Origin of the sequence: Kineothrix sp. IPX-CK (assembly GCF_039134705.1) — a bacterium.
GTDB lineage: Bacteria > Bacillota > Clostridia > Lachnospirales > Lachnospiraceae > Kineothrix > Kineothrix sedimenti.
In genome coordinates this window covers 4,004,242-4,029,818 of the sequence record NZ_CP146256.1, presented here as the reverse complement: position 1 = coordinate 4,029,818, position 25,577 = coordinate 4,004,242, and the positions used below count along the sequence as shown (strand labels likewise).

21 protein-coding genes are annotated in these 25,577 nt (G+C 45.1%); 18 read left to right on the top strand and 3 right to left on the bottom strand.

Features of this window, described 5'->3' with window-relative positions; translation table 11 throughout:
- Positions 1 to 44: 44 nt before the first annotated feature.
- Positions 45 to 1,730: a S8 family peptidase gene (locus V6984_RS19125; RefSeq protein ID WP_342757194.1), complete on the bottom strand. Its 1,686-nt coding sequence runs from the start codon at positions 1,728 to 1,730 to the stop codon at positions 45 to 47.
- A gap of 63 nt (positions 1,731 to 1,793) precedes the next feature.
- On the bottom strand, positions 1,794 to 3,467 hold the full coding sequence (locus tag V6984_RS19120; RefSeq protein ID WP_342757193.1) for a S8 family peptidase: 1,674 nt from the start codon (positions 3,465 to 3,467) through the stop codon (positions 1,794 to 1,796).
- Between the two features lie 220 nt (positions 3,468 to 3,687).
- On the opposite strand from V6984_RS19120, the gene V6984_RS19115 reads away from it, so the two are divergent.
- From V6984_RS19115 to V6984_RS19100, 4 genes are all read left to right on the top strand, one after another.
- Positions 3,688 to 4,413: an acyl-[acyl-carrier-protein] thioesterase gene (locus V6984_RS19115; RefSeq protein ID WP_342757192.1), complete on the top strand. Its 726-nt coding sequence runs from the start codon at positions 3,688 to 3,690 to the stop codon at positions 4,411 to 4,413.
- The gene (locus V6984_RS19110; RefSeq protein WP_342757191.1) at positions 4,410 to 5,252 is read left to right on the top strand and encodes a CvfB family protein; all 843 of its coding nucleotides are present in this window, start codon (positions 4,410 to 4,412) and stop codon (positions 5,250 to 5,252) included. Before V6984_RS19115 ends, V6984_RS19110 begins: the two co-directional genes overlap by 4 nt.
- Positions 5,253 to 5,513: 261 nt before the next feature.
- Positions 5,514 to 5,747: a polya polymerase gene (locus tag V6984_RS19105; protein ID WP_342757190.1), complete on the top strand. Its 234-nt coding sequence runs from the start codon at positions 5,514 to 5,516 to the stop codon at positions 5,745 to 5,747.
- Between the two features lie 8 nt (positions 5,748 to 5,755).
- The gene (locus V6984_RS19100) at positions 5,756 to 6,670 is read left to right on the top strand and encodes a type II CAAX endopeptidase family protein (protein ID WP_342757189.1); all 915 of its coding nucleotides are present in this window, start codon (positions 5,756 to 5,758) and stop codon (positions 6,668 to 6,670) included.
- Between the two features lie 429 nt (positions 6,671 to 7,099).
- Here V6984_RS19100 and V6984_RS19095 read toward each other — a convergent pair whose 3' ends face one another.
- Entirely contained in the window at positions 7,100 to 7,288 is a 189-nt protein-coding gene (locus V6984_RS19095; protein WP_342757188.1) for a YjfB family protein, read from the bottom strand.
- 163 nt (positions 7,289 to 7,451) lie between these two features.
- Between V6984_RS19095 and V6984_RS19090 the strand changes: the two genes are divergently transcribed.
- From V6984_RS19090 to V6984_RS19025, 14 genes are all read left to right on the top strand, one after another.
- The gene (locus tag V6984_RS19090; RefSeq protein WP_342757187.1) at positions 7,452 to 8,126 is read left to right on the top strand and encodes a WecB/TagA/CpsF family glycosyltransferase; all 675 of its coding nucleotides are present in this window, start codon (positions 7,452 to 7,454) and stop codon (positions 8,124 to 8,126) included.
- A 284-nt stretch (positions 8,127 to 8,410) separates the two neighbouring features.
- A complete protein-coding gene (locus V6984_RS19085; RefSeq protein ID WP_342757186.1) occupies positions 8,411 to 9,499 on the top strand; it encodes a PucR family transcriptional regulator in 1,089 nt (362 codons plus the stop codon).
- Positions 9,500 to 9,764: 265 nt separating this feature from the next.
- Positions 9,765 to 10,451, top strand: a complete 687-nt coding sequence (ftsE, locus tag V6984_RS19080) for a cell division ATP-binding protein FtsE (protein ID WP_342760053.1) — start codon at positions 9,765 to 9,767, stop codon at positions 10,449 to 10,451.
- Positions 10,441 to 11,337 (top strand): permease-like cell division protein FtsX, encoded by an 897-nt coding sequence (gene ftsX, locus V6984_RS19075; RefSeq protein WP_342757185.1) that lies wholly within the window; start codon positions 10,441 to 10,443, stop codon positions 11,335 to 11,337. The genes ftsE and ftsX overlap by 11 nt, the downstream gene beginning before the upstream one ends.
- 12 nt (positions 11,338 to 11,349) lie before the next feature.
- Positions 11,350 to 12,579, top strand: a complete 1,230-nt coding sequence (locus V6984_RS19070) for a murein hydrolase activator EnvC family protein (RefSeq protein ID WP_342757184.1) — start codon at positions 11,350 to 11,352, stop codon at positions 12,577 to 12,579.
- Between the two features lie 15 nt (positions 12,580 to 12,594).
- On the top strand, positions 12,595 to 13,923 hold the full coding sequence (locus tag V6984_RS19065; RefSeq protein ID WP_342757183.1) for a S41 family peptidase: 1,329 nt from the start codon (positions 12,595 to 12,597) through the stop codon (positions 13,921 to 13,923).
- Positions 13,924 to 14,090: 167 nt separating this feature from the next.
- Positions 14,091 to 16,079, top strand: coding sequence for an excinuclease ABC subunit UvrB (gene uvrB, locus V6984_RS19060; RefSeq protein WP_342757182.1), 1,989 nt, complete (start codon positions 14,091 to 14,093; stop codon positions 16,077 to 16,079).
- 81 nt (positions 16,080 to 16,160) lie between these two features.
- A complete protein-coding gene (gene uvrA / locus V6984_RS19055) occupies positions 16,161 to 19,055 on the top strand; it encodes an excinuclease ABC subunit UvrA (RefSeq protein ID WP_342757181.1) in 2,895 nt (964 codons plus the stop codon).
- A 234-nt stretch (positions 19,056 to 19,289) separates the two neighbouring features.
- On the top strand, positions 19,290 to 20,282 hold the full coding sequence (locus tag V6984_RS19050) for a rod shape-determining protein (protein ID WP_342757180.1): 993 nt from the start codon (positions 19,290 to 19,292) through the stop codon (positions 20,280 to 20,282).
- 107 nt (positions 20,283 to 20,389) lie between these two features.
- The gene (locus V6984_RS19045; RefSeq protein ID WP_342757179.1) at positions 20,390 to 21,172 is read left to right on the top strand and encodes a flagellar hook-basal body protein; all 783 of its coding nucleotides are present in this window, start codon (positions 20,390 to 20,392) and stop codon (positions 21,170 to 21,172) included.
- Positions 21,173 to 21,183: 11 nt separating this feature from the next.
- Positions 21,184 to 22,002: a flagellar hook-basal body protein gene (locus tag V6984_RS19040; RefSeq protein WP_342757178.1), complete on the top strand. Its 819-nt coding sequence runs from the start codon at positions 21,184 to 21,186 to the stop codon at positions 22,000 to 22,002.
- A gap of 23 nt (positions 22,003 to 22,025) precedes the next feature.
- A complete protein-coding gene (locus V6984_RS19035; RefSeq protein ID WP_342757177.1) occupies positions 22,026 to 22,373 on the top strand; it encodes a rod-binding protein in 348 nt (115 codons plus the stop codon).
- 117 nt (positions 22,374 to 22,490) lie between these two features.
- Positions 22,491 to 24,743, top strand: coding sequence for an SF1B family DNA helicase RecD2 (gene recD2 / locus V6984_RS19030; protein WP_342757176.1), 2,253 nt, complete (start codon positions 22,491 to 22,493; stop codon positions 24,741 to 24,743).
- On the top strand, positions 24,679 to 25,566 hold the full coding sequence (locus V6984_RS19025) for a ComF family protein (protein ID WP_342757175.1): 888 nt from the start codon (positions 24,679 to 24,681) through the stop codon (positions 25,564 to 25,566). Before recD2 ends, V6984_RS19025 begins: the two co-directional genes overlap by 65 nt.
- Positions 25,567 to 25,577 lie beyond the last annotated feature (11 nt).

Genomic DNA, 25,577 nt, shown 5'->3' with positions numbered 1-25,577 from the left:
AGGGGAGTGCTCCTATTACATAAAAACAGATCGGGATTCCTTATCTAAAATATAGCCAGCCGTTCAAACACCCCATTGATATTAACCTGCCCGTATCCCCAAATATTGTTGGGATAAGAGGTAGTGGGGCTGCGGGATGCGCCTCTGATCAGAAGCTGGTTGATATCCACTCCTGTAATGGATGTATAATTTCCTCTTGACACAGCCCACTCAAAAAGGAGAGCAATGATACCTGTGGTGTGTGCGGTAGCCGCTCCGGTACCGGTCAGCGATCCGTATCGATTGTCGGGAAGGGCGCAGGTCAAATTAAAACCGGGAGCGGCCAGGTTCGGCTTTGGCAGGCCGATGCGGCTGTATCCTCTGCTGGAATCGATCAATATACTGTCATTATCCTGATTATATGCGGTTACCGTAAGCGCGTGTATGGCGTTGCCGGGCGAGAGTATGGTAGTGTCGGGGTTCGACTGAAGAAAGTATGTTTCCGAGGAAATTATATTTCCGGCGGGCAGCCATGAGTGAAATGAAAAGGGCTCATTCTCTAAATTAAATACTTGAAAACGCCAAATTCCTGAAATTGGATTTTCAAAGCGCAGCAATATCAACTGCTCTCCGGTCTCTTCTTCAAAGCTGATGTTATTTACCCAAATGATACCTTGATTGAATACGAAGTTGAACCTTTCACAAGTGTTGATTCTCGGATAAACAAGTGAAGTGGATTCGCCGCTGGGAGAGATTATTTCTATGGAAAGACGGCTGGGTGCATAAGGCCAGATTTCCATCGAGAATAATCTGTCCTGACTTCCCACTCTCAGTTCGAATTCCGATTGGTAGGGTGTCTGTGTCGTATTGCCGTAATAATGCCTGTTGCTATTGCCTTCATTTCCTGCCGAAATGGCAATACATACCTGAGAAAGACGTGTAATATAATCGAAATAGCTGCTTGCGGCGCCCTGTCCGTCGTGGCTTCCGTCGCTGCTGCCCAATGCGATGCACATAACTACGGGCCGGTTCAGCCGCTGTGCGACAGATAATATATAGCGGGCTGCCAGAATCATATCCGACTCCTGATAGCACAAAATATCATCGGGAACGAAAGAAACTTGCCGTAAATTATATTTGGCTGGTTTAAGTTTCACGACGACGAGTTCTGCTTCCGGTGCCACGCCGCTGAAGCCTTGGGATTCGTCGGGTTTCCCGGCGGCTATGCTCGCTATTGCGGTGCCGTGTCCATCCTCATCCACAGTAGGGACGATGGATAGAGGATCCGCGGAACGAAGGGCGATATTGATCAATTCCCTCGGGTACTCCGAGCCATAGAGCATATCTTCAGGTGGTGTTCCCGACTGAATGGTCTGATCCCATATGGAAAGTATTCTGGTAGTACCGTCATTGTGCTTGAATGCTGAATGGCGATAGTCAATACCGGTGTCTATGATTCCGACAATAGCCCCGGTTCCATATAACGCCAGCGCAGGGTTGCTTTGAACCTGGATGATACCTGATTTTTCCAGGCTGATCTGCGAGGTCAATATGTATATGGAGGGGAAACGGTGATACGCATTTGCTCCGAGATCGCAGGGGTCTATTTGGCCTGCTAAAACGTGCAGAAGGGAATGCCGGTCGTTCAAGTATGTGATATTATTGCCGATGTCGTAATAGGGGACCATTACATTATCTATAATCAAATCATAGTAGTTCTCATCGAGAATCTTTTCCATTGCCCTTACCATGCCTTTCTTGTGCCCTGCAAGCCCTTTGCCGCAGGCTCATATTGTTTTCTTATTGATTGAAGCTTATAAGTTGGCGAGCCTCTCGAAGACACCATTGATATCGATTTGCCCATAGCCCCATATATTGTTCGGATAAGTTGTGTTAGGCTGCCTATATGCGCCGCGTGTTATAAGACTGTTGATATCGGTGCCCGTAATCGAGGTATAGTTTCCGCGCACTACAGCCCATTCCAAGAGCATGGCGGTGATACCGGAAGCATAGGCAGTGGCGGCTCCGGTACCGGTTAAGGTGGCATAACGTCCTCCGGGAACCGCACAAGGAAGCTCAAAACCGGGTGCGGCCACATCGGGTTTTACCTGGTTGGTACGTGTATAACCTCTTCCGGAATCTATCCATATACTGTCATTTGACTGGTTATATGCGGTTACCGTCAGAGGGCGTATGGCGTTGCCGGGAGAAGTGATGGTAGTGTCTGGATTTGATTGCAGGAAATAAGTCTCCCTGGAAATCAAATCACCCGAGGGAAGCCATGAATGAAAAGAAAAGCTTTCGTTTTCCAAATTTTGCAGCTTAAAGTTCCATATACCGGCAAAAGGGTTTTGGAAGCGCAGTAGTATGAGCTGCTCTCCGGTCTCCTCTTCAAAGGTAATATTGTTTATCCATAACGTGCCCTGGTTGTATACGAAATTGAATCTTTCACAGGTATTGATGCCCGGATAAACCAAAGGTGTGGATTCCCCGCTGGGTGAAGTAACCTCAATGGTGAGACGGCTGGGCGCATAAGGCCAGATTTCCATGGCAAATAATTTATCGGCACTGCCCACCTTCAACTCGAACAGAGTGTCATTAGTAGGAACGGCGATGTTGCCGTAATAATGTCTGCCGTTGTTTCCCTCGTTTCCTGCAGAGATAGAAACGCAGATTTGAGGGCGGTGAGTGAGATAGTCCAAATAACCGGTAGTCGCGCCGTGTTCGTCATGACCTCCCTGGCTGGTACCGAGGGCGACGCATATGGCAAGAGGACGGTTGAGCTTACGAGCTGCGGATAATAAATAGCGGGCGCCTAACATGACATCCGATTCCTGATAACAAATAGCGTTTTCGGGAACGAAGGAGATTTGGCGTAGATTCGATTTGGCTTCTTTTAACTTCACCACTACATATTCTGCTTCGGTAGCAACTCCGGTGAAACTCTGAGCGGAATCCCCTTTGCCTGCGATGATGCTTGCAATTGCTGTTCCGTGTCCGTTAGTGTCCTCGGAAGGTACAACGGACAAAGGCTCCGCAGATATAAGGGCGAGATTGATCAATTCCCGGCTGTATTCGGAGCCGTAAGAAAACGTCTCCGGAGGAGTACCGGTCTGTATTGTCTGGTCCCATATGGAAACGATTCGCGTACTGCCGTCGTTGTTTCTGAAGGCAGGATGCCGATAATCGATTCCCGTATCTATGATTCCGACGATCACGCCGGTTCCGTAGAGTGCGAGAGCCGGATTGCGCTGTATCTGATTAACCCCGGATACCTGGGGACGGATGGATGCAGTCAAAGTGAAAAGGGAGGGAAAGCGATGATAAGGATTTGCTCCCAGGTCACAGATATTCACCTGCCTTGCAAGCACATGCAGCAGGGAATGTCTCTCGTTTATATTAGTAACGTTATTGCCGGTATCATAACTGGGAAGGAGTATATTATCTATCATTAGGTCGTAATAATCTTCATCCAGAATTTTTTCCATGGAAAGCTCCTCGCAAAGAATAAGGTTATCAGGTGCCGGAAATTGTCATATTGACCATAACGGCTTATTATATTCTATGCTTTAATACCCTTAATATGAAAAAATAAAGGCTTTCTCAACACGGTGAATTGTTTGCAATTACGAGATGGGCTGTGATATAATTGGAGCGTTGATATAAGGAGAGAAAGGTCTTTGGACTTTGGAAGGAGCAGGGCTATAAATGTATAGATTTGCAGGACGTATACGATACAGTGAATTGGACAGAGAAGGAAAATTATCCTTAGAATCGCTGCTGGATTATTTTCAGGATTGTTCAACTTTTCATTCTGAGGATATAGGGGTAGGGTTTAAATTTCTTCAGGAAAGGCATCTGGCTTGGGTAATGTCGGCTTGGCAGATAGTCGTTGAAAGGTATCCTGCTCTTGGAGAAAGGGTGTTGATAGGAACGGCTCCGTATGATTTCAAAGGATTTATCGGATGGCGTAATTTTCTGATGGAAGAGGAGAACGGAGAACGCCTGGCCTATGCGAACACTGTTTGGACTTTAATGGATATGGAACATATGCGCCCGGCGAAAGTTCCTGATGAGCTGAATGCGGTATATGTGCTGGAAGAAAAGCTTGAGATGGATTATGCGCCGCGCAAGATCGCCCTTCCTCAAATAGAAGGGGAGAGGCGGGAGAAGGTAGAGGTGAGACAGCATCACCTGGATACCAACCATCACGTGAATAATGGGCAATATATCCGCATTGCCATGGAATATTTGCCGGAAGGCTTCGCCATAAGGCAGATGCGGGCAGAATATAAAAAGCAGGCGCTTTTGGGAGACGTTATCGTGCCGGAGGTTTATATGCCTGCAGATAATATTTGTTTAATTTCGCTTAATAACGAAGAGGGACAGGCATACTGTGTTGCAGAGTTTGAAAGGAATATGGGTATTGTATGATAAAATTAGGAGAAGTGCAGAATTTAATCGTTGTAAAAAAAGTGGAGTTCGGCGTATATCTTGCTGAAGATGCAGGAGATGCCGATGAAAAGGTGCTCCTTCCCGAAAAGCAGGTTCCGGAAGGAACGCAGGTGGGAGATGTAATACGTGTATTCATATATAGAGATTCCAGCGACCGTTTGATCGCCACTACTAAGGAGGCGGCGCTCACGCTTGGAAGGACCGCTCTTCTTAAGGTTGCGCAGGTTGCGAAAATCGGCGCTTTTTTGGATTGGGGACTGGAAAAACAATTGCTGCTTCCTTTCAAAGAGCAGACATGGCCGGTGAAGGAAGGGGAAGAGTGTCTGGCTGCGCTGTATACTGATAAGAGCAATAGATTATGTGCTACGATGAAGGTATATCCTTACTTGGACACAGACAGCCCTTATAAGAAAGACGACAGGGTGACCGGGCGCGTTTATGAAATCAGCAGAGAGTTTGGGGCCTTTGTAGCAGTAGACGATAAATATTCCGGCCTTATTTCTAAGAAGGAGATGTACGGAGACATTAGGGAAGGGGATATGATTCAGGCCCGGGTGGTAGGCGTCAAGGAGGATGGAAAACTGGATCTGAGTCTGAGAGAGAAGGCATATCTTCAAATTGGTACCGATGCGGATAAAATAATGGAAATTATAGAAAGCTATGGAGGAACTCTTCCGTTTAATGATAAGGCAGATCCCGAAACCATCAGGCAGGAAATGCAGATGAGTAAGAATGAATTCAAGAGGGCAGTGGGTCGTCTGCTGAAGGAAGGGAAAGTGATTATAGATGGCGGCAGTATAAGAAAAGCTGGGAAATGAAACTTTTGTGTTATTGTTCACACAGTAGCTTAGCACTTGCTGCTAAGCTGCGTAAGAACGTGATGCAAGAGATGATTTCTGCTTCGCGAAGCGAATTCAAATGCAGAAATCATGCGTTTCGGAGAACGGAGTGAACAGTAACAGTTTTTTATTCATTGATAATTGTCTTGCATATTCACACCGAAATCAGTATAATCATGGTGTAAATAAAAATGCGATTAGTAATGGAAGCTAAGGCTTCAATTTGGAAAGGAGAATGAAATGAAAGTACAGAATATCAGAGATATCGATAAGTTTTTTAAAGTAATTGACAGCTGTGTAGGCAAGGTAGAATTAGTGACGGGCGAGGGAGACAGACTGAACCTTAAGTCCAAGCTTTCCCAGTACGTATCCATGGCGAATATTTTTTCCGACGGAACGATTGCAGAGCTTGAGCTTATTGCCTATGAGCCGGAAGACATTACGAAATTAGTTAACTTTATGATGGAGAATTAGGATAGCGAATGAATAGTAAAAAGGTAAACCGGATTTTCCTGGCAGTTATCCTGCTTCATGTTGGTGCTGTGGTTCTGTTGGGAGTTTTAAGTCCGTTTTATACACTGACAATTGTACCTAATTTCATAATCAGTCAATTGATCGTATTGGTGCCTGCTCTTATCGGACTCCTGATTTCCGGGGAGAACCTGATTAAACTTGTAGGCTTTCGGAGGATTAAAATATCCTCGGTGCTTATGATCATTCTTTTTACTTTTCTGGCTATGCCTTTAACTACCGTAATCAATGCGGTTTCCATGCTATTCGTGGACAATACGGTGGTGGCAATTAGTGGGGATATCTTAGAGATCCCCTTTTTTGTTATGCTTCTCATTATAGGAATCATCGGACCGTTCAGCGAGGAACTGGTATTCAGAGGGATTATATATCAGGGCTACAAGAAATCAGGAACAGTGTTACAGGCCCTTTTTTTATCTGCCTGCCTGTTCGCCCTTATGCATATGAATTTCAATCAGGCCGCATATGCTTTGATAATTGGCATGATTCTGGTGGCTTTGGTAGAAGCTACGGGAAGCTTGTGGAGCTCCGTTTTATTTCATGTCATATTCAACTCCCAGCAGGTATGTATCATGTACCTGTACGATTCCTTTGGAATGGGCGGTTTGGATGAAGCTCAGTCGCAGATTACAACGGATATAATGCTGGCAGCCATCAGTGGTTATCTGATTATCGCTGCAATTACTACTACCTTGGCAGCCTGCGTTCTGGCCTGGATTGCCAAAAATGAACATCGGGAAGAGAACCTTAGGGATATCTGGAGAACCAGAAAGAATAAAACCGGCAATACAATGGTAACTGTACCGCTTTTGATCGCTGTAGTATCGGCGTTTTCCTACATGGCTCTCGATTTTATTCTTTATTGATTCTTAATTCACATTGATTTCGTATAAAAAACGCACACCTACGAAGATGTGCGTTTTATCATGTAATAGGATTAGGGTGTCAAAAGGTCCTTTTGCGAACGTCTCTAGGCAATATGCTCAAAACAAAAAGATTCCTGCGCCGAATTCCAATATATAAGAAGTTCTAATTCTCAGTCTATTAGCGCCAAACATACCAGAAAACAAAAAACTCGCTGCGCTCAAACAGTTTTGTTTTCTGTTATGGCTCAAATATCCAGAGAAAGAACTTCTAAATATTTACATAGGCGCAGTCGTTCTTTTTGTTTTGGTCATATTGACCAGAATGTATTTATAAAGGACCTTTTGACACCCTAATCGTAATAGAAAAGTGCTCCTGCTACATGAAAAGTGGCTGTGTAGCTGCACGCTTATGTTTTATGCTATAAGCTTCTATATATATAAATCTATGTTAGAACCGATGGCAGGATTTACAGACAATTCCATAGAGGAATTCATCATATCTATCATCGCGTCACCGCCAGTCTCCATGCTGTCCAATGATTTCGAGAGCATGGTAATACCTACGTCCGATATAGTCTGTGTCTGGGCGAGCGCCATTGATAATGCAGGAATATCCATATTTATTACCTCCCTTAAATTGAATTTTTATAATTCGAATCATTATATTGCAAGTATACCATATTTTTGATATACTTGACAAGTCGGGGGAAGGTTTTTAAGATTGTTTAGGGGAATATTTAGTTCGACCATATGGGGAAATGATGGTGAAAGTATGCAAAAAATGGATATTTTAGGGGTTACGCTTACCGATTATTCTCTCAAGGAGTCGCTGTTTTTGCTGGACGGTTTTTTAGAAAACGGCGCTCTTAATACGATTTTATACGTTACGACACCGATGCTTATATTGGCGGGAAAAGATGAAAATGAAAAAGAGAGAATTGAATCCATGGATATGACCCTGTGCGGGGAGTCCGATATTCTGAGAGTGGCGAAGATAGAATCCAAGAGCCGTTCGTATGAAGTGGAGAATCTCGTTTTTTTAAAGGAATTTTTGAGAAGAATCGTGCGCGGAGGGAAAACGATATATTTGCTATCCGATTCGGAAGAGGATGCGCAGAAGCTGAGAGATGAGTTGAAGGATTTTCAGCGGGGCATCGCAGTCAGAGGCTATCAGATCATAAAAGAGGATGCGGAAAATGTGGAGGAAGTCGTTAACGATATTAACGATATTGCCCCTTCCGTAATTATTTCGCGAATGGCAGGAAGCAGGCAGGAGCAATGGATGCTGGAAGCGAAGCCGTATATCAACGCTGAGGTATGGCTGGGAATTTCCAAGGACATGAAGCTGGGCGAGCGCCATGAATCTTTTCAGAAGAAAGCAATGAGCCGAATCTACAAGAAGATGTTCCACGATCGGATGAACAGATATAACGGAGAAAATGAAAAGAATCAGTAAGCAGATTTGAAATGAGAATAAGTTTCAAATCTGCCTTTTTAGTGTTGCAGCCGGCATGAAAGCCGCCGCAGAAAAACGTTGTGGAAGTTGTACATTGGATAAAATCTGTACGGTTTCTCAGAATACATAAAAAATACACAAAGTTTTGAAGAAATAGTGTAGATTTTTTTGTAGTTTTGAATTAAAATGAAAATTGGGTATAGGAAAAACAGATTTTTTATCAAAATGTGCATTGTATAAATTGCATATAAGGTTAGGAAAAAAGAAGGAGAAGGAGCGGGGAAATGATTTCAAATCAAATATTACAAAATACAATTGAGGGCCTTAAGGCGATCGCCAGAGTAGAGTTGTGTGTAATGGATGTAGACGGTAAGGAGGTAGCATCCACTGTGGCAGGGATGGAGAGCTGTTCTGCGGCAGCAGTAGAGTTCGTGGGTTCTGCTGCAGATTCCCAGGAGATACAGGGATACCAATATTTCAAGATATTTGACGAGTTGCAATTAGAGTATATATTGATTGCCGGCGGAGCAGGCGAGGATGTGTACATGGTCGGAAAGATGGTGGCCTTTCAGATTCAGGGTCTTTTGATTGCGTATAAGGAACGCTTTGATAAGGACAACTTTATCAAGAATCTGCTGCTCGATAATCTGCTTTTGGTAGATATTTACAGTCGCGCGAAAAAGCTGCATATACAGACGGACGGAAAAAGGGTCGTCATGATCATAGAGACGGAGAATGGGAAAGACAGCAACGTTTTAGAGCTCATGCGGACATATTATGGAAATAATAGCAAAGATTTCATTACCGCAGTGGATGAAAATAATGTTATAGTAGTAAAGGACCTTTCGGAAGGAGACAGCAGCAAGGAAATCGATAAGACTGCCCGGAACGCAGAGGCCTATCTTTTGAAAGAGGGCATGAAGAACATTCGTATTTCTTATGGAACCACGGTTAATGAGATTAAAGAAGTGAGCCGTTCCTATAAGGAAGCGAAGATGGCGCTGGATGTCGGAAAGATATTCTTTGATGAAAGGGATATCGTCGCTTACAGTGAGCTGGGAATAGGCCGTTTGATCTATCAGCTTCCCATACCGCTCTGCAAAATGTTCATAAAGGAAATTTTCGGTGGAAAGAGCCCGGATGATTTTGATGAAGAGACCCTTACGACGATCAACAAATTTTTTGAGAACAGTTTAAATGTATCGGAGACTTCAAGACAGCTGTTCATTCATAGAAACACACTCGTATACAGACTGGATAAATTGCAGAAAAGCACCGGCCTGGACCTCAGAGTGTTCGAAGATGCGATTACTTTTAAGATTGCGCTTATGGTTGTAAAGTATATGAAGTATATGGAAACTTTTGAATATTGATAAAAACGGGTTACTGTTCACACAGTAGCTTGACACTTGCTGTTAAGCTGCGTAAGAAGGTGATGCAAGAGATGATTTCTGCTTCGCTAAGCGAATTTAATTGCAGAAATCATGCGTTACTGAGAACGGAGTGAACAGTAACAAAAACGGCTAAGCTATTATCAGAAAGAGACAAAAAGGATAAAACAATTAGGGGTGAATAACTTTGGCTGAGAAAGAAAGAAAGAGACGAAGAGGGAAAAAGCAGGCTGATCTGGGGAATGAAATCATTACTCTCGAAAATGTCAGCAAGGCATATGCTACGGGAGCGCCGGCATTAAACGGCGTCAGCCTACATATTAATAAAGGAGAGTTCGTATTTATCGTAGGCGACAGCGGTTCCGGCAAATCGACCTTAATCAAGCTTCTTCTTCGGGAATTGACGCCGACTTCAGGGAATATCAGCGTCATGGGATATGATCTGGTGAAAATCAGACACCGTAAGATTCCGAAGTTCAGAAGAAATCTTGGAATCGTGTTTCAAGATTTCCGGCTTTTGAAGGATAGGAACGTATATGAGAACGTAGCCTTTGCACAGCGTATCATTCAAGTGTCCAATAAAGAAATAAAACGAAATGTACCGAGCGTTCTGTCTATGGTAGGGCTCGCGGGAAAGTATAAGGCGAAGCCGAGGCAGCTTTCCGGAGGTGAACAGCAAAGGGTTGCTCTCGCCAGAGCGTTGGTCAATAGACCCACCATATTGCTCGCCGATGAGCCTACCGGTAATCTGGATCCTAAGAATTCGTGGGAAATCATGAAGCTCCTGGAGCAGATCAATGAAAATGGCACAACGGTTCTGGTGGTAACACACAATAGAGAAATTGTGAATTCCATGCAGAGAAGAGTCGTTACAATGAAACGCGGTATTGTTGTAAGCGATGAGGAAAAAGGTGGTTATATCGATGAGAATTAGTACATTTTTTTATACTATCGGACAGGGATTCCGCAATATTATAAGAAATAAGTGGTTTTCCCTCGCTTCTATCGCCACAATAGGCGCATGCTTGTTTCTGTTCGGTTTGTTCTATGCGATTATTACGAATTTCCAACATATTGTAAAGACGGCAGAGGAGGGTGTGTCTGTTACCGTTTTCTTCGATGAAGGGGTAAATGATACGAGAATCAGTGAAATCGGCGATATGATCGCGAAAAGGGTGGAGGTTTCAGAGGTAAAGTTCGTTTCAGCACAGGAAGCTTGGGAAAGCTTTAAAGAGGATTACTTAGGAGAATATGCGGACGGTTTCACGGAAAATCCGCTGGCAGATTCCGCGCACTATGAGATTTACTTAAACGATGTTTCCCTGCAGCCGGCTCTGGTCACTTATCTGGAATCCATTGATGATATAAGAAGAATCAATAAGTCGGAAATCACGGCGACTACCTTAAGTGGGGTAAACGCCTTGATTGCCTATGTTTCTATCGGTATTATCGGTATTCTTTTCGCAGTATCCATATTCCTCATAAGCAATACGGTAACGATAGGAATTTCCGTGCGTAAGGAAGAGATCAATATTATGAAATATATAGGGGCGACGGACTTTTTCGTCAGGTCTCCGTTCGTTATCGAGGGAATACTAATAGGGGTAATAGGTTCTCTGGTGCCATTGGGGCTGATTTACTTCATATATAACAATGTCATCCTTTATGTATCGGAGAGATTTTCCATGTTAGCACAACTTTTGAGCTTTTTACCTGTAGAGACGATTTTCAATACATTAGCACCCGTATCCATCGCTATGGGAGTTGGAATCGGTTTCCTTGGAAGTATCGTAACTGTCAGAAAGCACTTAAGAGTATAGGGAATATTGCATATGAAACAATGGAGGAAGATTCTGTGCGCTGTGCTTTGCATTCCTGTCATCGTTCAGGCGGCGTTTCTCTTTATTCCGGCTTCGATTGACGCTCAGGCTTCCGGGCTTACGAACGACAGTATCAAGCAGAAGGAAGAAGAAATAGAAAATGCGCGGGAATTGAAAAATAAGCTGCAGTCGAATCTTACAGATGTTAAGAAGATAAAAGAAGAGCTTGAAGCCTCAAAGAATGATCTGACCGCTTATGTGACCCAGCTCGACGGACAGCTTAAGACTATTCAGGAAAAGATTGCCGATTTAAAGGATAAGATAGCAGAAAAGGAAGAAGAAATTTCAGTAACGGAGCAGGAACTGGAAGTGGCGGTGGAGGATCAGGAAAATCAATACGACGCGATGAAAAAAAGGATTAAGTTCATGTATGAAAAGGGCGATAATCTATACATGGAGCTGATTTTTTCTTCTTCCAGCTTCGGTGAAATGTTGAATAAGGCTGAGTATATCGAAATGCTCTCCTCTTATGACAGAAAGATGCTGGATGAATATGTAGCAACGCGAAAGATGATTGAGTTATATAAGGAGCAGCTTGAGGAAGACAGAGCCTATCTGGAGGAAGCCAGATCGGGAGTTGAGCAGGAAGAAGCTTCCTTAGGAGAGCTGATAGACGAAAAGGAAAGGACGATTACCGAAGTTTCTACCGATATAACGAATAAAGAGGCTGCAATCGCAGAATATGAAGCCGATATTGCGGAACAGAACGAGACTATAGCAGCGCTGGAGAAGGCGGTTGCCGAAGAAAAGGCGAAGCTGGCTGAAGAAAATAACCTGAGGTACGACGGAGGTATTTTTAGCTGGCCTGCGCCGTCCTATACAAGAATCAGCGACGATTACGGCACCCGTATACATCCAATACTAGGAGTAGAGCAGTTTCACAACGGTGTGGATATGGCGGCTCCTGGGGGCTCGCCGATTGTAGCCGCATACGATGGAAATGTAGTAGCTTCGGATTACAGCGGATCCATGGGTAATTATATTATGATCGATCATGGTGATGGGTTGTATACGATTTATATGCATGCATCTGCGCTTTATGTTTCAAAAGGCGATTTTGTAACAAAGGGACAAAATATTGCTGCGGTGGGTTCGACAGGTCGTTCGACAGGCAACCATCTCCATTTCAGCGTACGTTTAAACGGAAGTTATGTTTCACCTTGGAACTACTTGAGTAAATAATTGGAGATGATAGTAATGAAATATAATTTAAACAATAATTCTGAGGAATATAAGAATAGCCCGGAGAACGATAAGAAAAATAACAATAATCTTCAGGAGAAAACCGGAAAAGGCGGTTTTTTCGGCGGAATCTTTACAGGAGTGCTTCTCAGCCTCTTAATTGCGAGCTGTATATTCACGGTGAAGCAGATTTATACGACGTATCAATTAAAAGAGGCCAGCGAGGTTGCAAGTGCGGAAATGGCGGCTCCGGAGGAAATCGTAAGCGACCTCACGATGTCGAAGCTGCGCGCCATTGAGGATGCCATAGGCACTTATTATTACAAAGAGGATGTCGATGTACAGAAGATGATTGACGGAATGTACGAGGGCGTAGTGGGATCTTTGGGCGACCCGTATTCCACTTATTATACGCAGGAGGATGTTCAGCGGCTGATGGAGGAGACGGAGGGCATCTATTACGGCATAGGCGCCTATGTAGGCATGAATACTGATACCGGACTGGCGCAGATCAGCGGAGTGATAGACAGCACGCCGGCACAGGAAGCAGGACTTCGTGACGGCGACATCATATATAAGGTAGATGATGTGGATGTGCAGGGGCTGGAGCTTTCGGAGATAGTGAGCAAAATCAAGGGACTCGAAGGAACGACGGTACACCTTACCTTATACAGAGAGGGTGAAAACGATTATCTTGAGTTCGATATAGAGCGCAGAAAGATAGAGAGTCCTACGGTCAACTATGAAATGTTTACAGGCAGCATCGGCTATCTTCAGATTACGGAATTCGATGATATTACCTTAGACCAGTTCACGGAGGCCATGGCAGTTCTGCGGGGGCAGGGTATGCAGGGCCTGGTGTTGGATCTGCGCTCGAATCCGGGCGGCAACCTAAGTACGGTTACGGAAATCGCCAGACAAATGCTCCCCAAGGGCTTGATCGTATATACGGAGGACAGAGAAGGAAACCGGACAGAATATTCCGGCGATGGAACGAAAGTGTTCGATTTGCCCTTGGTCGTTCTCGTTAACGGATATTCGGCCAGCGCATCGGAAATATTGGCGGGAGCTATTAAGGACTATGGTATAGGAGAGCTGGTGGGAACTACCACATTTGGAAAGGGAATCGTGCAGAGAGTGCTTTCACTGTCGGATGGAACGGCTCTTAAGCTCACAGTAAGCAGTTATTTTACACCGAAGGGTAACAATATTCACGGAATCGGCATCGAACCGGATGAGGTATGTGAGTTCGATAGCGACCAGTATTACAGCAATGGCTACGATAACCAGTTGGAGCGCGCGAAGGAAATCATCGCGGAGAAGATCGCTGCTGTGACCAATTAAATTTTAAGAAATATAATGGTAGAAAGTACAGAACAAATGTTCTAATTTGTTCTGTACTTTTATTATTCTTTGTGGTAGAATAGATTTCGTATAATACGGAAAAGCTCATTGCAGCATAAAATTTGTAATAAATATGATAATTATCATGATATGATAAGGAGAATTCTATGGATCACTTTCACTTGGTATCAGAATATGCTCCTACCGGTGATCAGCCCCAGGCGATTGCCGAACTGGTAGAAGGCTTTAAGAACGGAAATCAATTTCAGACCTTGCTTGGAGTTACCGGTTCGGGCAAGACATTTACAATGGCGAATATTATAACGGCTTTGAATAAACCGACGCTGATCATCGCACATAATAAGACGCTGGCGGGGCAGTTGTACGGGGAATTCAGAGAGTTCTTTCCGGACAATGCGGTGGAATATTTTGTCTCTTATTACGATTATTATCAGCCGGAGGCTTATGTCCCCTCTTCCGATACGTATATAGCGAAGGATTCCTCTATAAACGATGAGATCGATAAGCTGCGCCTTTCGGCGACAGCTTCTTTGACGGAACGAAGGGATGTAGTGGTGGTGGCCAGCGTTTCCTGTATTTATGGTTTGGGAAGCCCTGACGATTATCAGGAGATGATCGTATCGCTCAGGCCTGGAATGATAAAGGACAGAGACCGGGTCATCAGAGAATTAATCGACATACAGTACGACAGGAACGATATGGATGTGGACAGAGGATGCTTTCGCGTGCGGGGTGACAGTGTGGAGATTTATCCGGCGCAGGGTGGTGATTACCTGATTCGGGTGGAGTTTTTCGGTGATGAAATCGAACGTATCGCGGAGACGGACCCGCTTACCGGACAGGTACATGCGGCTTTGGAGCATGTGGCCATTTTCCCGGCGTCTCATTATGTGGTATCTCAGGAAAAGATAGGAGCAGCCTGCAAGAATATCGAAGCGGAGCTGGAGGAAAGAGTTCGTTACTTCAAGAGCGAGGACAAGCTGTTAGAGGCCCAGAGGATTTCGGAGCGCACCAACTTCGATATCGAAATGCTCAGAGAGACGGGCTTTTGTTCCGGCATCGAGAACTATTCCAGACATTTGAACGGAATGGATCCGGGTGCTACACCACTTACGCTTATGGACTATTTTAAGGATGATTATCTGATCATTATAGACGAATCTCACATGACGGTTCCTCAGATACGGGGAATGTTTGCCGGCGACCGTTCCAGAAAGAATACCTTGGTGGATTACGGGTTTCGCCTGCCCTCTGCACTGGACAACCGTCCGCTCAATTTTGAAGAATTTGAGAGTCATATCGACCAGCTTTTGTTTGTTTCTGCAACCCCTTCTAATTACGAGAGTGACCATGAACTGCTGCGTTCGGAGCAGATTATCCGGCCTACGGGACTGCTGGACCCCGAGGTGGACGTGCGTCCGGTGGAAGGACAGATCGACGACCTTGTTTCCGAAGTGAACAAAGAGGTGGAGAAGAAGCACAAAGTGTTAGTCACTACGCTCACTAAGCGTATGGCGGAAGATTTGACGGATTACATGAAGGAAGTGGGCATCCGCGTGAAATATCTCCATTCCGATATCGATACTCTGGAACGCGCAGAGATTATCCGCGATATGCGTTTGGATGTTTTCGATGTACTGGTGGGCATCAACCTGCTGAGGGAGGGCTTGGATATCCCTGAGATTTCGCTGGTGGCCATACTGGATGCGGATAAGGAGGGATTTCTGCGCTCTGAGACATCGCTGATACAGACGATAGGGCGTGCAGCGCGAAATGCTGAAGGTCATGTAATCATGTATGCGGATAAAATTACGGACTCTATGCGTGCAGCGCTTTCGGAGACGGAGCGCCGGCGTGCAATACAGAAGAAATACAATGATGAGCACGGAATAACTCCTCAGACGATCAAGAAGGCGGTAAGGGATTTGATCAGCATATCCAAGGTAATAGAAAAGGAAGAATTGCGTTTCGAGAAGGATCCGGAATCTATGGACCGTCAGGAACTGGAGAAGCTGATAGGAGATGTTCAGAAGAAGATGAAGCAGGCGGCGGCGGACTTGAACTTCGAGGCTGCAGCAGAGCTGCGTGACAAGATGGTAGAGCTGAAAAAGCAGCTTGCATCGATAGAAGAATGACATTTGAAAAGTCATGGAAAACGAAGGAAAGGATATGGTTACTGAGAACGGAGTGAACAGTAACACAATATGGAGGCTATTATGGAAAGCGGTATCGAAAAAGAAAGCAAGAAAATGCTTCCCCGAAGAGAGTATATTAAAATACGGGGGGCGAACGAACATAACCTGAAAAATATCGATGTGGATATTCCGAGGAATGAATTGGTGGTATTGACCGGTCTGTCCGGCTCAGGAAAGTCTTCTCTGGCGTTCGACACGATTTATGCGGAGGGGCAGAGGCGTTATATGGAGTCTTTATCATCTTATGCGAGACAGTTTCTCGGACAGATGGAGAAGCCTAATGTGGAGAAGATAGAAGGCTTGTCGCCTGCAATTTCTATCGATCAGAAATCTACCAACCGCAATCCCCGTTCCACGGTTGGAACGGTAACGGAGATTTATGACTATTTCCGTCTTTTGTATGCGAGGATTGGTATTCCCCACTGTCCTTCCTGCGGAAAAGAGATTAAAAAACAGACTGTGGATCAAATGACAGACCAGATTATGGGACTGCCGGAGGGAACGAGAATTCAATTGCTGGCTCCGGTAGTAAGGGGCCGTAAAGGCGAGCATACCAAGGTATTCGAGCGGGCGAAGAGGAGCGGATACGTCCGCGTTCGTGTAGACGGTAATATGTACGAGCTGTCGGAAGAAATTAAGCTGGATAAAAATATAAAGCATAATATTGAAGTGATAGTAGACAGACTGGTAGTAAAGCCTGGAATTGAAAGAAGATTAACGGATTCTATTGAAAACGTATTGGAGCTGGCGGAGGGGCTTCTATTTGTGGATGTACTGGAGGGAGAAATGCTGACCTTCAGTCAGAGCTTTTCCTGCCCGGACTGTGGCGTGAGTGTCAGCGAGATAGAGCCTAGAAGCTTTTCCTTTAACAATCCCTTCGGGGCTTGTCCGGAATGCTTTGGACTGGGATACAAGATGGAATTCGATGTGGATTTGATGATCCCAGATAAGCGGCTAAGTATCAATCAGGGTGCGATCGCGGTAATGGGCTGGCAGTCCTGCAACGATCCGGGCAGTTTCAGCAATGCGATTCTTCAGGCACTTGGCAGAGAGTATGATTTCGATTTGGACACTCCCTTTGAAGAATATCCCGATAAGGTGAAACAGATATTGATTCATGGTACCGGCGGCAAAGAGGTTAAGGTGTATTATAAGGGACAGAGAGGGCAGGGAGTATATCCGGTGGCTTTTGAAGGACTGGTTAGAAATGTGGAACGGCGTTACCGGGAAACGGGTTCCGAGAGCTCCAAACAGGAGTACGAAACCTTCATGAACATCATTCCGTGTAAGAAATGTAAGGGGATGAGGTTGAAGGAGGAGGCTTTGGCTGTTACCGTCAATGATAAGAATATATATGAGATTACTTCTTTTTCCATAAGGAAGCTTCATAAATTCCTAAGTGAAATGGAGCTTACCAAACAACAGCAAATGATTGGCAAGCAGGTTTTGAAGGAGATTAACGCCAGAGTCGGCTTTTTAATCGATGTAGGGCTGGATTATCTGTCTCTGTCCAGAGCTACGGGAACTCTTTCCGGCGGCGAGGCACAGAGAATCCGTCTTGCGACTCAGATTGGCTCCGGACTGGTGGGAGTATGCTATATATTGGATGAGCCCAGCATCGGCCTGCATCAAAGGGATAACGATAAGCTTTTGAATACGCTGCGTAATCTGAAAGATATGGGAAACACTTTGCTGGTGGTTGAGCACGATGAGGATACGATGCTGGCGGCAGATTATATTGTGGATATCGGACCGGGAGCCGGTTCCCATGGCGGTGAGGTGATCGCGCAGGGAACTGCAGAGGAGATTATGAACACTCCGGATTCCATAACCGGACAGTATTTGAGCGGCAAGTTACAGATACCGATACCGGAGAAGCGTCGTGTTCCTTCCGGACAGCTAACCGTACGCAAAGTTCAGGAAAATAATTTGAAGGGGATGGATGTAAAATTTCCCCTCGGAGTTATGACCTGTGTGACTGGAGTGTCCGGTTCCGGCAAAAGTTCCCTTGTTAATGAAATTCTCTATAAGCATCTGGCCAGGGATTTGAACCGTGCACGGGCTATTCCGGGAAAGCATGCGGGTATCGACGGAATCGAACAGCTGGATAAGGTCATCGATATAGACCAGTCTCCAATCGGAAGGACGCCGCGGTCCAATCCGGCCACGTATACGGGAGTATTCGATCAGATTCGCGATTTATTCGCGACGACTGCCGATGCGAAAGCGAAGGGATATAAAAAAGGCCGTTTCAGTTTCAATGTAAAGGGCGGAAGATGTGAAGCCTGCAGCGGAGATGGGATTATTAAGATCGAGATGCACTTTTTACCGGATGTTTATGTTCCCTGTGAGGTGTGCGGCGGGAAACGTTATAACAGGGAAACTCTCGATGTGAGGTACAAGGGAAAGAGCATTTACGATGTGCTGGATATGACAGTGGAGGAAGCCGTAGGATTCTTTGAAAATGTGCCTTCCATTAGAAGGAAGATAGAAACCTTAAACGACGTAGGTCTGTCCTATGTGAAGCTGGGGCAGCCCTCCACCACCCTATCAGGAGGCGAGGCACAGAGGATTAAGCTGGCGACGGAGCTTAGCAAAAGAAGTACAGGAAAGACGATTTATATATTGGATGAACCGACTACGGGACTTCACTTCGCGGATGTCCACAAGCTGACGGAGATATTGCACAAGCTGGCCGACGGCGGAAACACGGTGGTTGTCATCGAGCATAATCTGGATGTCATAAAAACGGCGGACTACATCATCGACATCGGACCGGAGGGCGGAGACAAGGGAGGAACTGTTATTGCAGAAGGAACGCCGGAGGAAGTGGCAAAAAATCCCAGATCCTATACCGGATTTTACATCAAAAAAATGCTGGAACGATATAAAAAAGATAAAAAATCCCTCAAGTAATCGGTAAAATCAGCCGATAACATAAGAAATAGGAAAAAGCATGGAGGCGGCAAGTGAGGCGGAAGGAACCGCTTTCATTTGCTGTGTCTGATTTTTTTATAAAATTTTGTGAAACCCCTTTGAAAAACCGAATCTTTAAGGTATAATAGCTGTGTGCGTTTGGCTTAAAGATATTTTGGAAAATATGAAGATAGATTTTGCATGAGATAGGACACTAAGAAAGGGGTTTAACATATGCAGTATACAGACATAGGAATTGATTTGGGAACAGCGAGCATTTTAGTATATATCAGAGGGAAGGGCGTAGTGCTTAAGGAACCCTCCGTGGTAGCCTTTGACAGGGATACCGACAAAATAAGGGCGATTGGCGAAGATGCGAGACTGATGCTCGGCAGGACCCCCGGAAATATTGTAGCAGTAAGGCCGCTTAGACAAGGCGTTATCTCGGATTACAGAGTGACAGAGAAGATGATGAAGTATTTTATCCAGAAAGCGCTAGGCAAAAAAACGTTTCGTAAGCCCCGTATTGCGGTGTGCGTGCCGAGCGGAGTGACCGAGGTAGAGAAGAAGGCGGTAGAGGATGCGACTTATCAGGCGGGAGCCAGAGAGGTTTCCATTATTGAAGAGCCGATTGCTGCAGCGATTGGGGCGGGAATTGATATTTCCAAGCCTTGTGGAAATATGATCGTCGATATCGGAGGAGGAACCTCAGACATTGCCGTTATTTCTTTGGGAGGTACTGTAGTAAGCGCCTCCATTAAGATAGCAGGAGATGATTTCGACGAAGCTATCGTTCGTTATATGAGAAAGAAACATAATCTGCTGATTGGTGAACGGACGGCGGAGGATTTGAAGATAAAAATCGGTTCTGCTTATAAGCGTTCCGAGGTGGATTATATGGATGTCAGAGGCCGTAACCTCGTAACCGGATTGCCTAGAACGGTAAAGGTTTCTTCTGAGGAGACGGAGGAGGCACTTCGCGAGACGACGGCACAGATCGTGGAGACGATACACAGTGTGCTGGAGAAGACGCCGCCGGAATTGGCAGCGGATATCGCGGACAGAGGCATTGTTCTTACCGGAGGTGGAAGCCTGCTTCGCGGATTGGAGGATTTAATAGCCTCTAAGACGGGAATCAACACGATGACGGCAGAGGATCCTATGACAGCCGTTGCAATCGGAACCGGTAAATATGTGGAATTTTTAGCAGGATATAAAGAGGACTAATTCATTGGGTGATGGTAACCTGTCATCCGATAGCAATCTATTATTCGATAGGTTGATAAAAGGGAAAAGGGAATAAATAATATACTGAGGGTAAAAGGAGTAGTCATATGGTTAAGGGTTTATACACTGCCTATACGGGAATGGTAAATGAGCAACACAGGATGGACGTCCTTACCAATAACCTGGCAAATGCGAATACCAACGGATATAAGAAAGAAGGAGCCACCAGTCAAGCCTTTGACGATGTGCTCGCTTACAAGATCAAAGATATGTCCGAGGGGCGCGGGACGGCAAAGGGATTGGGCGTAAATAATCTGGGGGTTAAGATAGGAGAGGGCTATACGGATTATTCGCAGGGACCGGTGAAGGGAACGGAAAACGCATTCGATCTGGCGTTGTCGGGAGAAGGATTCTTCACGGTGCAGTATACCGATAAGGAAGGCGATATCTCGACAAAATATACTCGTGACGGAAGCTTTGCTATGGATTCACAAGGCTATCTGGTAACTCATGACGGCGATTATGTCCTGGGCATGACGGGCGGACGAATCAAGCTGGATCCTCTTCTCGATTTCAGAGTAGATACTTCGGGCAATATCATGCAGGGAGATGATAATTCTCCTGTGGCAACTTTAAGGATACGTGACTTTGTTGATTATGATTATTTGGAGAAGTTTGGAGATAATTATTTCCAGACGGTAGACGGCTACAGATTTCAGGACGCTACGGCGAAGGTGAATCAGGGCTATCTGGAATCCTCCAATATTTCAGTGGTAACAGAGATGACGAATATGATAAATGTATCGAGAGCTTATGAAACGAATCAGAAGGTGATTCAGACTTACGACAGCAGCTTGGAAATTGCTGTAAATCAGCTCGGAAAGCTGTAGGAGGGTGAAGAATGGTTAGAAGTTTATGGTCAGCGGCAACCGGAATGAATGCACAACAGACAAACGTAGATACGATTGCGAACAACCTTGCTAACGTAAATACGGTGGGTTACAAGGCGCAGGTATCTCAGTTTAAAAGTTTATTATATCAAACCTTGCAGACGAAGACGACTACGGCAGACGGAGATCCTAAGCCGGTTACTTCGCAGGTAGGTTTGGGCGTGCGTAATTCTTCTATCAATCAGATATTTACGCAGGGAAGTCTTATCGCTTCCGAAAGCGGAACCTCGTTTGCCATTGAAGGCGACGGATTTTTTGCAGTCAGAAATGGAAATGATGAGATTAATTATACAAGAAACGGGGATTTTACATGGGGATTATCTTCCAGCGGCGGAATCATGCTGACAACTACGGATGGAAATCCGGTTCTGGATTCACAAGGCAGAACCATAGCGCTGGCGAGCTCATTCATGACGAACTTGATTACGATTTCTTCTGATGGAACGCTTATGTATCCTGATATAAATAACAACGCACAATCATTGGGCATTAAGATTGGAACCTTTCAGTTCCGCAATCCCGAAGGCTTGGAAAGACAAGGAGATTCCCTCTGGGCTGTTACCGGTGCCAGCGGGGCCGCGATTAACGAAGCGACCAGCACGGGTATTACTATGAGCAAGGTCATTCAGGGCTACTTAGAAGGCTCTAATGTCAAGGTGGCGGATGAGATGGTAAACCTTATCGTTGCGCAGAGAGCTTACGAGATGAATTCCAAAGCGATTACTACCTCGGATGAAATGCTTCAGCAGGCGAACAACTTGAAGCGCTAAGAGGATGAAAGGAGTACTATATAATGGATATTGGAAGCGGTATTTCTTCTGCATATACGAGTTATTTATCCTCTCAGGCCTCCAGTAAGCTGGATACTCATATTAAGACAAAGGATTATTCCCAGTCTTCCGATGAAGAGCTTTTGGCGGCATGTAAAGAATTCGAGTCTTACTTTTTAGAGCAGATTTTTAAAGAGATGCAGAAAACAGTGGACGTATTTAAGGATGAGGATTCGACACCTAACGATTCACTGGTAGACTATTTTAAAGATAGCACTTTGCAGGAATTGGCGAGCACATCTACGGAAAAGGAAGGACTCGGTCTTGCACAGATGCTCTTTGAACAGATGAAGCGAAATTATGATTTGTAAGGTTATATGATTATTGAATGATGAGGCTGCTTATTTAAGCAGCCTTTTTGTGTTTTTTGTCCTATATTTAGACAACAATCGAATGCTTTTTCGTGTCAAAGGAGAGAGATTGGATATATGGAAAATGTAAAAGGGTATGTTGAACATATCATATACCGGAACAACGAAAATGGCTACACGGTCATGAATATGGTGAGCGGGCAGGAGGAAATTATCTGCGTAGGCATGTTCAGAACCATAGACCAGGGCGAGACTCTTCAGATTGATGGGAACTATGTAGAGCATCCCGTCTACGGCAGACAGCTCAAAGTAGAAAGTTATCAGATCGCGGCCCCGGATGATGTCATCAGCATGGAGAGATACCTTGGCTCCGGTGCAATCAAAGGAATCGGCGAAGCATTGGCGGCCCGAATCGTAAAAATGTTTGGTGAGGATACCTTTCGGATCATCGAAGAGGAGCCGGAGCTTCTGGCAGAAATTAAGGGTATCAGCGAGAGAAAAGCGCGGGAAATCGCAGTTCAGATGGAAGAAAAAAAGGATATGCGAGAGGCTATGGTATTTCTGCAAAAGTATGGAATTTCAGGCGCACTTGCTATGAAGATATATAATACCTATGGAATGAGCGTTTACGGTGTACTCAGGGAAAATCCATATAAGCTGGCGGAAGATATTTCGGGGGTAGGATTTAAAATTGCAGATGAAATTGCAAACAAGATAGGTATACACACGGATTCTGATTACCGCATAAGGAGTGCTGTCCTTTATGTGCTTCTCCAGTCGTCGGCAGAAGGTCATGTATATTTGCCGGAAGATATACTGCTAAGACGGGCCAGCGAGCTGTTGGAGGTGGAGGAGCCGGCCATTGAGCCCCAGATAGCCAATTTGGCGATGGACAAAAAGGTCGTGATAAAAATGCCGCGGCCAGAGGAGGATAAAGGCAGGAAAATATATGCTGCTTCCTACTATTATGAAGAATTGAATTGCGCTAAGATGATTCATGATCTGAATGTATCCATTTCGCCAGAGGACGGGCTTCTTCCATCGGAGGAGAATAATATCAACGACCGCATCAGGGCAATAGAGAAAGAACAGGGAATCGAACTGGATGAGCTGCAAAGAAAGGCAGTGCTGGAAAGTGTGAAAAACGGCTTGCTCATTCTGACAGGAGGTCCCGGAACAGGAAAAACTACAACGATCAATACGATTATAAGATATTACGCAGGGGAGAACCTGGATATTTTTCTTGCGGCGCCTACGGGAAGGGCGGCGAAGCGTATGACAGAAACCACAGGATATGAGGCGAGGACCATACATCGGCTTCTGGAGCTTAGCGGAGCGGTTTTAGAAGAAAACAAAAGAGCAAAATTTGAAAAAAATGAAGAAAATCCTTTGGAGGCGGATGTTATTATTGTAGATGAGATGTCGATGGTGGATATTCATTTGTTCCAGTCGCTGCTCAAGGCAATTATGCCGGGCACCCGGCTGATTATGGCAGGCGATATCAATCAGCTTCCTTCGGTGGGACCTGGACAGATATTGAAGGATCTGATCGACAGCCGATGTATACCGGTAGTCATGCTGCAGAAGATATTCAGACAGGCGGAGGAAAGCGATATCGTTGTCAATGCCCATGCTATCAACAGGGGGAAGCAGATAGAACTAAACAATAAGAGCAAAGATTTTTTCTTTCTGGAAAGAAACGATGTAGGAGTAATTTACAAACATATGATTCAGCTCATATGCGAAAAGCTGCCGCCCTATGTAGGAGCCAGCGCCTACGATATACAAGTGTTAACGCCCATGAGAAAGGGCAGTCTCGGCGTAGAGATTCTGAACGGCATCCTTCAGGAGTATTTAAATCCTCCGGATAAATCAAAGGAAGAATATGAAGCCGGAGAAGGGGTATACCGGGTGGGAGACAAGGTGATGCAGATTAAAAACAATTACCAGCTGGAATGGGAGGTTGTAAGCAAATACAATATTCCCATAGATAGAGGTATGGGTGTTTTTAACGGGGATATAGGCATTATAAAGGAAATCAACGATTATGCACAGGAGATAATAGTGGAATACGACGAGCATAAAAGAGTGACATACCCCTTTCATCAGTTGGATGAAATCGAGCTGGCCTATGCGGTAACGATACATAAGTCGCAGGGAAGCGAATATCCAGCCGTAATTATGCCCTTACTTACAGGCCCTAAGATGCTCTTTAATCGAAATCTGCTGTACACTGGGGTTACCCGTGCCAAGAACTGTGTGACGATTTTGGGGAGCAGACAGACGGTAAACGAAATGATCGCGAATGAGAATCAGAACAAAAGGTATACGAGCCTGTGCGAGAGAATTGAAGAATTATCCTCACTGTAATACAGAAATGATCCCTTGCCCGGAGAAAGCGAAGGGAGCATGTATGAGTGGAAACGAAAATAATTTTGCCCGCAAAAGTAACTTTGCTCGCAAGAGCGATTTTGTCCGGATGAATTATTTTACGGGCAGATTGACAGATCTTATCTATCCGAGGCATTGTCCGGTCTGCGACGGCTTAATCGGATATTCCGATGCGTTTATTTGTGAAAGCTGCCGTGGAAGGATCAGGTATATCGAGGGAGCCGTCTGCGCCAAATGCGGCAAACCCTTGCAGGAGGAAGAAGCGGAGTACTGCTACGACTGTGCGCGAAAGAGGCATTATTATAAGAGCGGTACGGCGCTGTTCGAATACAAGAGTATGGCAGCCTCCATTTACCGCTTCAAATACAAAGGGCGGCAGGAATATGCGGACTTTTTCGGGAAGAAACTGGCAGAGCATTTGGAGGACTACCTTCGGATATGGAAGCCGGAAGCCTTTGTCCCGGTACCAATCCATTCTTCAAGAATGCGAGTGCGGGGCTATAATCAGGCGGAAGTGCTGGCAAAGAAGCTTAGCAGGGAAACCGGTATTCCTACCAGAGCTGATTTGATAAAGAGGTGCAAAAAAACGGTGCCCCAGAAGAATCTGAGCGATGGTGAAAGGCAAAATAATTTGAAAAAGGCTTTTAAAATCTGTAGAAATGATGTAAAATTAGATACGATTGTAATTATTGATGATATTTATACAACCGGAAGTACAATCGATGCAGTCGCATATGAATTGCTTAAAAAAGGGGTTGTCAATATTTACTATGCGTCGTTGTCCATCGGTAAGGGGTTATGATTGGGAGGAAG

What these genes read in the sequence shown, in the direction of transcription:
- V6984_RS19035 (WP_342757177.1), top strand. Translation starts at nt 22,026, where the DNA reads ATGGATATTGGAAGCGGTATTTCTTCTGCATATACGAGTTATTTATCC.
- V6984_RS19050 (WP_342757180.1), top strand. Translation starts at nt 19,290, where the DNA reads ATGCAGTATACAGACATAGGAATTGATTTGGGAACAGCGAGCATTTTA.
- V6984_RS19100 (WP_342757189.1), top strand. Translation starts at nt 5,756, where the DNA reads ATGAATAGTAAAAAGGTAAACCGGATTTTCCTGGCAGTTATCCTGCTT.
- V6984_RS19070 (WP_342757184.1), top strand. Translation starts at nt 11,350, where the DNA reads ATGAAACAATGGAGGAAGATTCTGTGCGCTGTGCTTTGCATTCCTGTC.
- uvrA (WP_342757181.1), top strand. Translation starts at nt 16,161, where the DNA reads ATGGAAAGCGGTATCGAAAAAGAAAGCAAGAAAATGCTTCCCCGAAGA.
- V6984_RS19105 (WP_342757190.1), top strand. Translation starts at nt 5,514, where the DNA reads ATGAAAGTACAGAATATCAGAGATATCGATAAGTTTTTTAAAGTAATT.
- V6984_RS19085 (WP_342757186.1), top strand. Translation starts at nt 8,411, where the DNA reads ATGATTTCAAATCAAATATTACAAAATACAATTGAGGGCCTTAAGGCG.
- V6984_RS19110 (WP_342757191.1), top strand. Translation starts at nt 4,410, where the DNA reads ATGATAAAATTAGGAGAAGTGCAGAATTTAATCGTTGTAAAAAAAGTG.
- V6984_RS19045 (WP_342757179.1), top strand. Translation starts at nt 20,390, where the DNA reads ATGGTTAAGGGTTTATACACTGCCTATACGGGAATGGTAAATGAGCAA.
- ftsX (WP_342757185.1), top strand. Translation starts at nt 10,441, where the DNA reads ATGAGAATTAGTACATTTTTTTATACTATCGGACAGGGATTCCGCAAT.
- uvrB (WP_342757182.1), top strand. Translation starts at nt 14,091, where the DNA reads ATGGATCACTTTCACTTGGTATCAGAATATGCTCCTACCGGTGATCAG.
- V6984_RS19125 (WP_342757194.1), bottom strand. Translation starts at nt 1,730, where the DNA reads ATGGTAAGGGCAATGGAAAAGATTCTCGATGAGAACTACTATGATTTG.
- recD2 (WP_342757176.1), top strand. Translation starts at nt 22,491, where the DNA reads ATGGAAAATGTAAAAGGGTATGTTGAACATATCATATACCGGAACAAC.
- V6984_RS19040 (WP_342757178.1), top strand. Translation starts at nt 21,184, where the DNA reads ATGGTTAGAAGTTTATGGTCAGCGGCAACCGGAATGAATGCACAACAG.
- V6984_RS19065 (WP_342757183.1), top strand. Translation starts at nt 12,595, where the DNA reads ATGAAATATAATTTAAACAATAATTCTGAGGAATATAAGAATAGCCCG.
- V6984_RS19115 (WP_342757192.1), top strand. Translation starts at nt 3,688, where the DNA reads ATGTATAGATTTGCAGGACGTATACGATACAGTGAATTGGACAGAGAA.
- V6984_RS19095 (WP_342757188.1), bottom strand. Translation starts at nt 7,288, where the DNA reads ATGGATATTCCTGCATTATCAATGGCGCTCGCCCAGACACAGACTATA.
- V6984_RS19090 (WP_342757187.1), top strand. Translation starts at nt 7,452, where the DNA reads ATGGATATTTTAGGGGTTACGCTTACCGATTATTCTCTCAAGGAGTCG.
- V6984_RS19120 (WP_342757193.1), bottom strand. Translation starts at nt 3,467, where the DNA reads ATGGAAAAAATTCTGGATGAAGATTATTACGACCTAATGATAGATAAT.
- V6984_RS19025 (WP_342757175.1), top strand. Translation starts at nt 24,679, where the DNA reads ATGAGAATCAGAACAAAAGGTATACGAGCCTGTGCGAGAGAATTGAAG.